Source organism: Pseudomonas koreensis (genome assembly GCF_024169245.1).
GTDB lineage: Bacteria > Pseudomonadota > Gammaproteobacteria > Pseudomonadales > Pseudomonadaceae > Aquipseudomonas > Aquipseudomonas koreensis_F.
The window spans coordinates 922,300-933,620 of record NZ_JALJWP010000001.1 but is presented as its reverse complement, the minus strand read 5'-3'; the positions used below and the strand labels follow the sequence as shown (position 1 = coordinate 933,620).

Genomic DNA, 11,321 nt, shown 5'->3' with positions numbered 1-11,321 from the left:
CGCTCATGTTCAAGCCTATGGCCCTGGCCGCTGCGGTGCTCGCGACTTTCAGCCTGAATGCCTTCGCGGCGAAAACCGAGTTGACGGTGTACACCGCCCTCGAAGCCGAACAGTTGAAGTCCTATAAGGAAGCCTTCGAAAAGGCCAACCCGGACGTCGAGATCAAATGGGTGCGCGATTCCACCGGGATCATCACCGCCAAACTGCTCGCCGAAAAAGCCCGGCCGCAGGCGGATGCGGTGTGGGGCCTGGCGGCGTCGAGCCTGGCGATCCTCGATCAGCAAGGCATGCTGCAAAGCTATGCGCCGAAGGATCTCGGCAAGATCGGCGCGAACTACCGCGACGCCGCCAACCCGCCGGCCTGGGTCGGCATGGACGTGTGGGCGGCGACCATTTGCTTCAACACCGTCGAAGCCGAAAAGCAGGGGCTGAGCAAACCGGTGAGTTGGCAGGACCTGACCAAGCCTGAATACAAGGGCAAGATCGTCATGCCCAATCCGGCGTCGTCCGGCACCGGTTTCCTCGACGTCAGCGCCTGGCTGCAAACCTTCGGCGAAAAGCAGGGCTGGGTCTACATGGATGGCTTGCACCAGAACATCGGCCAGTACGTCCACTCCGGTTCCAAGCCTTGCAAACTGGCAGCTGCGGGGGAGTTTCCGATCGGGATTTCCTTCGAATACCCTGCCGTGCAGCTGAAACGCCAGGGCGCGCCGCTGGACATCATCCTGCCGAAGGAGGGTCTGGGCTGGGAGATCGAGGCGACGGCGGTGATCAAAGGCACCCCGCATGAAGAAGCGGCGAAGAAACTCGCCGACTTCTCCGCCAGCGCCGAGGCGATGGATCTGTACAAAGAGAACTTCGCTGTCCTCGCGCAACCGGGCATCGCCAAGCCGCAGACCGAATTGCCAGCCGATTATGAGCAGCGTTTGATCAAGAACGACTTTGCCTGGGCCTCGAAGAACCGCGACGAGATCCTGGCTGAATGGCGCAAGCGCTATGACGGCAAGTCCGAGAAAGTGGCTGCCAAATAAATCTTCGCAAGCTGCCAAGGCCTCATCGCGAGCAGGCTCACTCCTACAATTGGAATGCGTTCCCCTGTAGGAGTGAGCCTGCTCGCGATAGCGGTTCTGAATTCAGGATAAATCCAAATGACACAACCCAAAGACCTGCTCATCGTCGGCGCCGGCATCCTCGGCCTGTCCCACGCCTACGCGGCTGCCAGACGCGGTCTCAAAGTCGCGGTATTCGAACGCACCGCCACGCCCCTTGGCGCTTCGGTGCGCAACTTCGGCCAAGCGCTGGTCACCGGCCAGCCACCCGGCACCATGCTCGCACTGGCCAAGGCCAGTCGCGAGATCTGGGGCGACTGGGCGCAACTCGCCGGTCTGCAGATCAAGCGCAACGGCTCCTATTTGTTCGCCCGCAATGAAGCGGAAGAACACCTGCTCGAAGCCTTCTGCGCCGGGCGAGCGATCGAGCATGGCTACAACGTCGAACTGCTGCGCGGCGCGGCGTTGCATGATCTGTATGGCGGCCAGTTCAGCCATCATCGCGCCGCGTTGCACGGCATCGACGATCAACAGCTGTACTCGCGCGAAGCCATCCCGGCGCTGATCGACTACCTGCGTCGCGACCTCGGCGTCGAGTTTCACTTTTCCACGCTTGTGCGCGACGTCGAGCCGGGACATCTGCACAGCACCGCCGGCAGTTTTGCCGCGAAGCAGATCATCGTCTGCTCCGGCCATGATTATCAGACCCTGCTCGCCGAGCCGATTGCCGCGCTCGCGCCACAAGTCTGCCGCTTGCAAATGCTCCGGGCCAGACCGCTGATCAATCTCGATCTGCAACACGCCGTGCTCACCGGTCTGAGCTGCGTGCACTACGGCGCCTTCGCCGATTTGCCGGAAGCCGCGGCGGTGCAGGCACAGATCCTCTGTGAACAACCGCACCTGCACGCCAACGGCATTCACCTGCTGATCAGCCCGACGCCGTATGGCGAGCTGATCATCGGCGACTCACATCACTACGGCAGCGATGCTTCACCGTTCAACGCCGAGCAGGTCGACAACTGGATGCTTGAACTCGCCGAGCAGACCTTGGGCTGCCAAGTGCAAGTAGTCGAGCGCTGGCAGGGCGTCTATGGCGCTCGCGGCCCCGGCCCGTTCTCGTTCCTGCGCCCGGCGCCGGGTTTGAGCGTGGCGCTGATGCACACCGGCGTCGGCATGAGCGTCGGCCCGGCGCTGGCCGAGCGCAACATCGCGCAGTTGCTGGAGGAGGCATGAATCACCAGCAGGTGGTGGCGCGGGTGTTCGGCCTGTATGAGCGCTTCGGTGCCAGCGATTACATCGGCGAGCCGGTGTCGCAGATCGAACACATGTCCCAGACGGCCGAGCTGGCGATGGCCGAGGGCTGTGATGATGAGGTGGTGCTGGCGGCGTTTTTCCATGACATCGGCCATCTATGTGCCGAAGGCGCGGACAACATGGGCGGTTATGGCGTGGTCAGCCATGAACGGCTCGGTGCGGATTATCTGCGTGAGGCGGGTTTAAGCGAGCGGCTGGCGCGGCTGGTGGAGTATCACGTGCAGGCCAAGCGTTATCTGACGTTGCGTGAGCCGGGGTATCACGCGCAGTTGAGTGAGGCGAGTCGGCGCACGCTGCAATATCAGGGCGGGGTGATGAGCGAGGCTGAGGCGGACGCGTTCGAGGCGGATCCCTTGTGTGTGCTGAGTCTGCACATGCGGCGCTGGGATGAGTTGGCGAAGAAGAGGGCGGTGCCGGTGATGGATTTGGCGGTGCTGAAGCGCAAGGCTGAGGTTTTGTTGTCAGCTGAGTGATTGCAGCCCTCACCCCAGCCCTCTCCCGGAGGGAGAGGGAGCTGATCTCCATGCTTTTCCAACCTGAGTTCGACTGGATATCTCAGGTCGGTGTATGACCCAAGAGCAACACGGTCGGCCCCCTCTCCCTCCGGGAGAGGGCTGGGGTGAGGGGGAGCGATCTAAAGCTCAAGCACCCGATCAACCAGCGCCTCAACCTGCTCCTGCCTTTCCCCCTGATTCAACTTCGCATGCGGATTCAACGACGACCATTGCGGATGCGCCCGGGCCTTGTTCAAGGCTTCGGGCAGCTTGCCCTCGCGCCAGGTTTTATCCACAGGCGTGGCCACCTGAATGCTATCCATTGCCGCATGCCCGCGCTGATCCAGAGCCAACACCAACTGGCGCTGACGCAGCGCCAACAGGCGCAGCACGGCGTCATCTACCGTCAATTCCCGCTGGCCTTTGATTTTGCTGAGCAGGCGACTGCCATAACTGCGCGCGGTTTGCAGCGCACCGCCGGCAATCGCGCCGGCCAGTGCCGCTGCGCCGAGGGTAATCCCGCCGACCAGCAAATCCACGCCAGCCCCTGCCGCCGCACCGGCAGCAATGCCGCCGCCGACGCGCACGCCGAGCTGCTTCAAGGTTTCCGGGTTGAACAGATCATCGCCCCAGCGCCCGTCGAGCAACGGCAAATCACTGGCCGCCGCATCCTGCGGGCGAAACGCGTAGAGCTTGAGCAGCGCCTCGACACACTTTTGTTCGCGCTGACGCACGGCTTTGCGCAGTTCGCTGATCGCCTGCTGTTCCTGCTCAGCCTCGCTGACCACACTGCGCCGGCACGCGGCGCAGTCGATCAGCAACTCAGCAATCAAGCGCGCGGCACTGTGTTGACGGACTCGGCGCTGGGCCTGTTGATCGGCGATCAACCGCTCCAATTGTGGCCGCGCATTCTCCAGCAGCAGGGCGAGGCTTTCGTACAGTCGGCGTTCACCATCCTCGGGCGGCGCAACGCTGTCGAAACGTACCAGCGCGTGCAGTCCCAGCCGCGCCAGTGCCTCGCGCCAATCAGGCTCGCGATGGTTGGCGCTGCTGACGAAATTCAGCACCGGCAGCAGCGGTTTGCCGCAACTGGCGAGCACTTCCAGCTCGTCGCGATATTTCGCCAGCACCGGTTCGCGAGCGTCGATCACATACAGACCGGCGTCCGAGGCGAGCAATTGCCGCAGTACCTTGGCTTCCTGTTCGAAACGCTGGCGCGCCTCGCTGCCGTCGAGAAACCGCGCTAGCCGCGCCGGACCGTCGAGGCGTTCGCCCGGGCGTTCCAGACGTTCGAGAAAATCCAGCAGGGCGATCGCATCTTCCAGCCCCGGCGTGTCGTACAGATCGAGCAACGGTTCGCCGTCCACCGACAACCGCGCGCCTTCGACATGCCGTGTGGTACTCGGGCGATGAGAGACTTCGCCGAAACCGACGTCGCGGGTCAGCGTGCGCAGCAGTGAGGTCTTGCCGACGTTGGTATGGCCAACCACCGCGAGTTTCAATGGGGCTTTGCGTGCATCAGTCATGTCCGCTCTCCAGCCAGTTCATCGGCGCGCAATCGGCGAACGGCAATTCCAGCTGTTGCAGCGCAGCATGCCAGTCACCCAGACGTTGACCATCCAGCGCTTCGCCGGGTGGCGCTTGCAGCAGCCAGACGCGGGTAGCGCCGGCATTGCGTGCCAGTTCGGCGATCAGCGCGAGGCTGCCACGATCCGGCGAACGTCGCGGATCGCAGGCGATGGCCAGCCGCGCCGGCGGGAAGCGACTGAGTTGTTCGAGCAGTTTGTGCCGCGATTCGCGACTGTCGAGGACGCCGGCATTGCTGACGTTTTTTGGCAGCGCCGGTGGCCACGAGCGTTGTTCGTCGAGCTCGATCGCTACCAGCAGCGCGCCTTCACTGACGAGCTCGCCGACGTTGCTTTCGACGCGATGCAGTTGCGCCGGCTCCGGGTCGTTGACGCCGAGGCGCTCGCTGGTCGGCATCAGCCGTTCGCGTAATTGCGCGTAGCCGGGCAGGTTCAGATCCAGGCGCAGCGCGGCTTTGCCGCTGTTCCAGCGCCAGAAACAAAACAGGGCGAGCAGCAGGCGCGGCAGCACGCCGTAGACCACCAGCACGCCGACCAGCCAGGTCGCCCAGGCCTGTCGTGCGCTTTCGATGTCGAGGGCGCCGGCGCCGCTGGCGCGGATCATTTCTTCGGTCGGCACGTTGAAGCCGAGCATTGACGGCAGATAGCCGAGAGCCTGGGTAACGTGAATAAAGGTGTCGGCGCCGAGGATCGTGGTTTCCCAGACAAAGCCGTAGCGCCGGGTGGCCATCAGCGTCAGCAGCAGAATCAGCGCGCTGAGCATCGCCAGCAGCCACAGGCCATTGACCAAAGCGCCCAGCGCCCAGCGATTGAGTTTTTTGCGTTGCAGCAGCAACAGCAAGGCCGGCGCCAGTTGCGCGGCTTTGGCATCGCGGGCGAATTTTTCGCTGAGCCACAGCCACAAGCGCCCAAGGGTAGCGCCGTGTTCGCCAGCGAAGATCAAGCCCAGCGCCCAACTCAGCAGCAATATCAGATTGATCCCGAGCAGACTGCCCAGCGCCCAGAACACATTCACCGGCGTCTGTCCAAGTGCGGCGAATGCCAGCCCGGCGCCGCTGAGCACGGCGAAAATCATCAACAGCACAAGCGCCAGGCGCGCGCCTTGCAGCCAATGCTTGAGGGCGGCGGTGAGCCCGTCGCGCTCGGCCAGCCATAACGCCCGGCGCTGAATGCGGCTCGGCAGATCGCCGCCAGCGGCGCGGGCGAGACGATTGGCTTCCAGATCATCCAGCGGCCCCGCGTGTTCTTCGCGCAGGCGGATGGTTTCGGTGAGCCAGAGGTTTTGCAGTGGAGTCAGTTCAGTCACGCGGCGTCCCGTCGCTAAATCGAGCGCTGAGCATAACCGCTGTGGCGCTTATCGGGGTAAGCGCGGCTCTGGTATCCTCGCCGCCATGACTAAATCACTCCCCCTCAGCCTGATCGCAGCCCTCGGTGAAAACCGCGTGATCGGCGTCGACAACAGCATGCCCTGGCACCTGCCGGGGGACTTCAAATACTTCAAGGCGACCACGCTCGGCAAGCCGATCATCATGGGCCGCAAGACCTGGGATTCGCTGGGTCGGCCGTTGCCCGGTCGCTTGAATATTGTGGTCAGCCGTCAGGCCGATCTAGTGCTCGAAGGTGCCGAGGTTTATCCGTCGCTGGAAGCTGCCGTGGTTCGCGCCGAAGAGTGGGCGAAAGCGCAGGGCGTTGATGAGCTGATGCTGATTGGCGGCGCGCAGTTGTACGCGCAAGGGCTGGCGCAGGCCGATCGTCTCTATCTGACCCGCGTGGCGCTGAGCCCGGAAGGGGACGCGTGGTTTCCGGAGTTTGATCTGAGCGAGTGGAAACTGGTTTCCAACGTTGAAAACCCGGCGGTTGAAGATAAGCCGGCGTACAACTTCGAAGTCTGGGAAAAAGCCTAAAAAGCATCGCGAGCAGGCTCACTCCTACAGGGGAACGCATTCCAATTGTAGGAGTGAGCCTGCTCGCGATAGCGGTCTGTCAGGCGCTAATCAAGCCTGAGCAAGCTCCGCATGCTCATCCGCATCCAGCAGCGCTTTATCCGTCTGTTGCATCACCTGACTGGTAATCGCACCGGCGGTAATCGAGCCACTCACGTTCAACGCCGTGCGGCCCATGTCGATCAACGGCTCGACCGAAATCAGCAATGCCACCAGCGACACCGGCAGGCCCATCGCCGGCAGCACGATCAGGGCGGCGAACGTCGCACCGCCACCAACCCCGGCCACGCCGGCCGAACTCAACGTGACAATCGCCACCAGCGTCGCGATCCACAGCGGATCCAGCGGGTTGATGCCAACCGTTGGCGCGACCATCACCGCCAGCATCGCCGGATAGAGGCCGGCGCAACCGTTCTGGCCGATGGTTGCGCCGAACGATGCGGCGAAACTGGCGACCGACGACGGAATGCCCAGACGACGGGTCTGCGCTTCGATGCTCAGCGGAATGGTCGCGGCGCTGGAGCGGCTGGTGAAAGCGAACGTCAGCACCGGCCAGATCTTGCGGAAGAAGCGCAGCGGGTTGATCCCGGCGGCCGAAACCAGCACGCCGTGCACCACGAACATCAGGCCCAGGCCGATATACGAGACCACGACGAAACTGCCGAGTTTGATGATGTCCTGCAGGTTGGAACCGGCGACCACTTTGGTCATCAGCGCTAGCACACCGTACGGGGTCAGCTTCATCACCAGACGCACCAGACGCATCACCCAGGCCTGCAGGGTGTCGATGGCGTTGATCACTTTCTGACCTTTCTCGACGTCGTCCTTGAGCAGTTGCAGCGCGGCAACCCCAAGGAACGCGGCGAAAATCACCACGCTGATGATCGAGGTCGGCTTGGCTCGGGCCAGATCGGCGAACGGGTTCTGCGGGATGAACGACAGCAGCAGTTGCGGCACATTCAGGTCGGCAACCTTGCCAGCGTAGTCGTTCTGAATGGTTTGCAGGCGTGCCATTTCCTGAGTGCCGGCGACCAGACCTTCAGCGGTGAGGCCGAACAGGTTGGTCAGGCCGATGCCGATCAGCGCCGCGATGGCGGTGGTGAACAGCAGCGTGCCGATGGTCAGGAAACTGATCTTGCCCAGCGACGAGGCGTTGTGCAGACGAGCGACGGCGCTGAGGATCGAAGCGAACACCAGCGGGATCACGATCATCTGCAGCAACTGCACGTAGCCGTTGCCGACCAGATCGAACCAGCCGATCGAGGCTTTCAGCACCGGATTGCCGGCACCGTAGATCGTGTGCAGGGCGACGCCGAACGCCACGCCGAGGGCCAGTGCGAGCAGGACTTTTTTCGCCAGGCTCCAGGTGGTGTGGCGGGTTTGCGCCAGACCGAAGAGCAGGGCGAGGAACACCAGCAGGTTGAGAATCAGCGGTAGATTCATGAGGACTCCAGAAAAGACTGTGCCAACAGCCATCCGGGGCTGCTGCGAACCGGCAAGCCTAACAGCTTGATTTGCAATGATTTAATACCGAAATGGCAGGGTGTCCGTCGTTTTTGGAATAAGCGCGGGTCGCTGTCGGCAATGCAGCTGGCGCGCAGGGGACGTGCGCGGTCGCTGACAGGCGAGGGTTGTCACACTTATTTGTTAGCGTCGAACTCTTTGCATCGGGGAGTAGCGCTATGACAATTGCACGCACGTTGTTGGCTGTGGCACTGGCGGCTGGCCTGACTGGTCAGGCCTTCGCCACCGAGCTCAAGCATTGGCCGGCAGATCAGGCCAAGGCGCTGGACGCGATGATCGCGGCCAACGCCAACAAGGGTAACTACGCGGTGTTCGACATGGACAACACCAGTTACCGCTACGACCTCGAAGAGTCTCTGTTGCCGTTCATGGAAAACAAGGGACTGATCACCCGTGACAAGCTCGATCCCTCGTTGAAACTGATGCCCTTCAAGGACACCGCCGAGCACAAGGAGAGTCTGTTCAGCTATTACTACCGGCTCTGCGAAGTCGACGACATGGTCTGCTACCCGTGGGTGGCGCAGGTGTTTTCCGGTTTCACCCTCAAGGAGCTCAAGGGCTACGTCGATGAGCTGATGGCTTCCGGCAAACCGGTGCCGGCGACGTATTACGAAGGCGATGTGGTGAAGAAGCTCGACGTCAATCCGCCGAAGATCTTCACTGGCCAGCAGGAGCTGTACAACAAGCTGATGGAAAACGGCATCGAGGTCTACGTAATGACCGCCGCCTCCGAGGAACTGGTGCGCATGGTCGCGGCGGACCCCAAGTACGGCTACAACGTCAAACCGCAGAACGTCATCGGCGTTTCACTGCTGCTCAAGGATCAGAAGACTGGCGAGCTGACCACCGCGCGCAAGCAGATCACCGCCGGCAAATATGACGAGAAGGCCAACCTCGGCCTCGAGCTGACGCCTTACCTGTGGACCCCGGCAACGTGGATGGCCGGCAAGCACGCGGCGATCCTCACCTACATCGATGAGTGGAAAAAACCGGTACTGGTCGGTGGCGATACCCCGACGAGCGATGGTTACATGCTGTTCCACGATGTCGACGTAGCCAAGGGCGGCATCCACTTGTGGATCAACCGCAAGGACAAGTACATGGCGCAGATCAACGGCATGATGGCCAAGCACGCGGCGGCGCAGGCCAAGGAAGGATTGCCGGTGACGGCGGACAAGAACTGGGTGATCGTCAAACCGGAAGACATCCAGTAAGCCACGATCACATGTAGGAGCTGCCGAAGGCTGCGATCTTTTGATCTTGTTTTTGATCGTTCCCACGCTCTGCGTGGGAATGCAGCCCGTGACGCTCCGCGTCACTGGGCGCGGAGCGTCCCTTGAGACATTCCCACGCAGAGCGTGGGAACGATCAGCCCCGCACGATGGCGGGGCATTGTTGTTTCGGCGATTTGACGCTTACAGCCCGTCGAGCATCGCTTTGTTACGCACAGCACCCTTGTCGGCACTGGTCGCCAGGAGGGCGTAGGCCTTCAGGGCGGTGGTCACTTTGCGTGGGCGCACCTCTACCGGTTTCCAGCCTTTCTTGTCCTGGTCGGCGCGGCGTGCCGCCAGTTCTTCGTCGCTGACCAACAGGTTGATCGAGCGGTTCGGAATGTCGATCAGCACCTTGTCGCCATCCTGCACCAGACCGATCGCGCCGCCGGCCGCAGCCTCTGGCGAAGCGTGGCCGATCGACAGGCCGGAAGTACCGCCGGAGAAACGGCCGTCGGTGAGCAGCGCACAGGCTTTGCCCAGGCCTTTGGATTTCAGGTAGGAAGTCGGGTAAAGCATTTCCTGCATGCCCGGGCCGCCTTTCGGGCCTTCGTAGCGAATGATGACGATGTCGCCTTCCTTCACTTCGTCGGCAAGAATGCCGCGCACGGCGCTGTCCTGGCTTTCGAAGATTTTCGCGTTGCCTTCAAAAACGTGGATCGACTCGTCGACCCCGGCGGTTTTCACCACGCAACCGTCCTGCGCGATGTTGCCGTACAGCACGGCGAGGCCGCCTTCTTTCGAATAGGCGTGCTCGAAGCTGCGGATGCAACCGTTTTCACGGTCGTCGTCGAGGGTTTCCCAACGGGTCGACTGGCTGAACGCGGTCTGGGTCGGAATGCCCGCAGGGCCTGCCTTGAAGAAGTGGTGCACGGCTTCGTCGCTGGTCTGGGTGATGTCCCACTTGGCGATGGCTTCTTCCATGCTGCGGCTGTGCACGGTCGGCAGGTCGGTGTGCAGCAGACCGCCACGGGCCAGCGAGCCGAGGATGCTGAAAATGCCGCCGGCGCGGTGCACGTCTTCCATGTGGTATTTCTGGATGTTCGGTGCGACTTTGCACAGCTGCGGCACGCTGCGCGAGAGACGGTCGATGTCGCGCAGATCGAAATCGATCTCGGCTTCCTGGGCGGCTGCGAGCAAGTGCAGGATGGTGTTGGTCGAACCGCCCATGGCGATGTCGAGCATCATCGCGTTCTCGAACGCCTTGAAGTTGGCGATGTTGCGCGGCAGTACGGACTCGTCATTCTCGCCGTAGTAGCGCTTGCACAGCTCGACGATGGTGCGCCCGGCCTGGAGGAACAGCTGTTCGCGGTCGCTGTGGGTGGCCAGGGTCGAGCCGTTGCCCGGCAAGGCCAGGCCCAGGGCTTCGGTCAGGCAATTCATCGAGTTGGCGGTGAACATGCCGGAGCACGAACCGCAGGTCGGACAGGCGCTGCGCTCGTACTCGGCGACTTTCTCGTCAGAAGCGCTGGAGTCGGCGGCGATGACCATGGCGTCGACGAGGTCGAGACCGTGGGAGGCGAGTTTGGTCTTGCCGGCTTCCATCGGGCCGCCGGAAACGAAGATCACCGGGATGTTCAGGCGCAGTGCAGCCATCAGCATGCCCGGGGTGATCTTGTCGCAGTTGGAAATGCACACGATGGCGTCGGCGCAGTGGGCGTTGACCATGTACTCGACGGAGTCGGCGATGATCTCGCGGCTCGGCAGCGAATACAGCATGCCGTCGTGGCCCATGGCGATGCCGTCATCGACGGCGATGGTGTTGAATTCCTTGGCCACACCACCGGCGCGTTCGATTTCGCGGGCGACCAGTTGACCCAGGTCCTTCAGGTGCACATGCCCCGGGACGAACTGGGTGAACGAGTTGGCGATGGCGATGATCGGCTTCTTGAAGTCGTCATCCTTCATCCCGGTGGCGCGCCACAGTGCGCGGGCGCCGGCCATGTTGCGGCCGTGGGTGGATGTTTTCGAGCGGTAATCTGGCATGGAGCACTCCGGGCGGCTAATCACGTACTAAAGGGGAGTGAGCTTCTGTTGACCTCTGAAACACCCGAAAAATGGCCGTGTGTCCGGAAGTTGCCAATGACGTTGCGGGATCGCCGCTGGTCTCAGCCTGAGCTCATAAACCCGCCGGGGATGA

The 11,321-nt window shown here is 62.4% G+C and carries 9 protein-coding genes; 5 read left to right on the top strand and 4 right to left on the bottom strand.

Features of this window, described 5'->3' with window-relative positions; all coding sequences use genetic code 11:
• The first annotated feature begins 5 nt into the window (after window positions 1-5).
• From J2Y90_RS04355 to J2Y90_RS04345, 3 genes are all read left to right on the top strand, one after another.
• Window positions 6-1,031 (top strand): putative 2-aminoethylphosphonate ABC transporter substrate-binding protein, encoded by a 1,026-nt coding sequence (locus J2Y90_RS04355; protein WP_253496888.1) that lies wholly within the window; start codon window positions 6-8, stop codon window positions 1,029-1,031.
• A gap of 117 nt (window positions 1,032-1,148) precedes the next feature.
• Entirely contained in the window at window positions 1,149-2,282 is a 1,134-nt protein-coding gene (locus J2Y90_RS04350) for a TIGR03364 family FAD-dependent oxidoreductase (RefSeq protein ID WP_253496884.1), read from the top strand.
• Window positions 2,279-2,836: a phosphonate degradation HD-domain oxygenase gene (locus J2Y90_RS04345; RefSeq protein WP_253496881.1), complete on the top strand. Its 558-nt coding sequence runs from the start codon at window positions 2,279-2,281 to the stop codon at window positions 2,834-2,836. The genes J2Y90_RS04350 and J2Y90_RS04345 overlap by 4 nt, the downstream gene beginning before the upstream one ends.
• Before the next feature lie 161 nt (window positions 2,837-2,997).
• Here J2Y90_RS04345 and J2Y90_RS04340 read toward each other — a convergent pair whose 3' ends face one another.
• Together J2Y90_RS04340 and J2Y90_RS04335 are read right to left on the bottom strand one after the other, a co-directional pair.
• Complete coding sequence (locus J2Y90_RS04340; protein WP_253496878.1) at window positions 2,998-4,383, bottom strand: GTPase/DUF3482 domain-containing protein; 1,386 nt, start codon at window positions 4,381-4,383, stop codon at window positions 2,998-3,000.
• Window positions 4,376-5,749 (bottom strand): DUF2868 domain-containing protein, encoded by a 1,374-nt coding sequence (locus J2Y90_RS04335; RefSeq protein WP_253496875.1) that lies wholly within the window; start codon window positions 5,747-5,749, stop codon window positions 4,376-4,378. The genes J2Y90_RS04340 and J2Y90_RS04335 overlap by 8 nt, the downstream gene beginning before the upstream one ends.
• A gap of 85 nt (window positions 5,750-5,834) precedes the next feature.
• Between J2Y90_RS04335 and J2Y90_RS04330 the strand changes: the two genes are divergently transcribed.
• Window positions 5,835-6,347, top strand: a complete 513-nt coding sequence (locus J2Y90_RS04330; RefSeq protein ID WP_253496872.1) for a dihydrofolate reductase — start codon at window positions 5,835-5,837, stop codon at window positions 6,345-6,347.
• Between the two features lie 90 nt (window positions 6,348-6,437).
• Here the strand turns inward: J2Y90_RS04330 and J2Y90_RS04325 are convergent, their stop codons facing one another.
• On the bottom strand, window positions 6,438-7,829 hold the full coding sequence (locus tag J2Y90_RS04325) for an L-cystine transporter (RefSeq protein WP_253496869.1): 1,392 nt from the start codon (window positions 7,827-7,829) through the stop codon (window positions 6,438-6,440).
• Window positions 7,830-8,068: 239 nt separating this feature from the next.
• On the opposite strand from J2Y90_RS04325, the gene J2Y90_RS04320 reads away from it, so the two are divergent.
• Window positions 8,069-9,124 (top strand): haloacid dehalogenase-like hydrolase, encoded by a 1,056-nt coding sequence (locus tag J2Y90_RS04320; RefSeq protein ID WP_253496865.1) that lies wholly within the window; start codon window positions 8,069-8,071, stop codon window positions 9,122-9,124.
• Between the two features lie 201 nt (window positions 9,125-9,325).
• Here J2Y90_RS04320 and ilvD read toward each other — a convergent pair whose 3' ends face one another.
• Window positions 9,326-11,167: a dihydroxy-acid dehydratase gene (gene ilvD, locus J2Y90_RS04315; RefSeq protein ID WP_253496862.1), complete on the bottom strand. Its 1,842-nt coding sequence runs from the start codon at window positions 11,165-11,167 to the stop codon at window positions 9,326-9,328.
• Between the last annotated feature and the right edge of the window lie 154 nt (window positions 11,168-11,321).

Bases quoted from the DNA above. Each gene is read 5' to 3' on its own strand.
- J2Y90_RS04355 (WP_253496888.1), top strand. From the start codon at position 6: ATGTTCAAGCCTATGGCCCTGGCCGCTGCGGTGCTCGCGACTTTCAGC.
- J2Y90_RS04350 (WP_253496884.1), top strand. From the start codon at position 1,149: ATGACACAACCCAAAGACCTGCTCATCGTCGGCGCCGGCATCCTCGGC.
- J2Y90_RS04345 (WP_253496881.1), top strand. From the start codon at position 2,279: ATGAATCACCAGCAGGTGGTGGCGCGGGTGTTCGGCCTGTATGAGCGC.
- J2Y90_RS04340 (WP_253496878.1), bottom strand. From the start codon at position 4,383: ATGACTGATGCACGCAAAGCCCCATTGAAACTCGCGGTGGTTGGCCAT.
- J2Y90_RS04330 (WP_253496872.1), top strand. From the start codon at position 5,835: ATGACTAAATCACTCCCCCTCAGCCTGATCGCAGCCCTCGGTGAAAAC.
- J2Y90_RS04325 (WP_253496869.1), bottom strand. From the start codon at position 7,829: ATGAATCTACCGCTGATTCTCAACCTGCTGGTGTTCCTCGCCCTGCTC.
- J2Y90_RS04320 (WP_253496865.1), top strand. From the start codon at position 8,069: ATGACAATTGCACGCACGTTGTTGGCTGTGGCACTGGCGGCTGGCCTG.
- ilvD (WP_253496862.1), bottom strand. From the start codon at position 11,167: ATGCCAGATTACCGCTCGAAAACATCCACCCACGGCCGCAACATGGCC.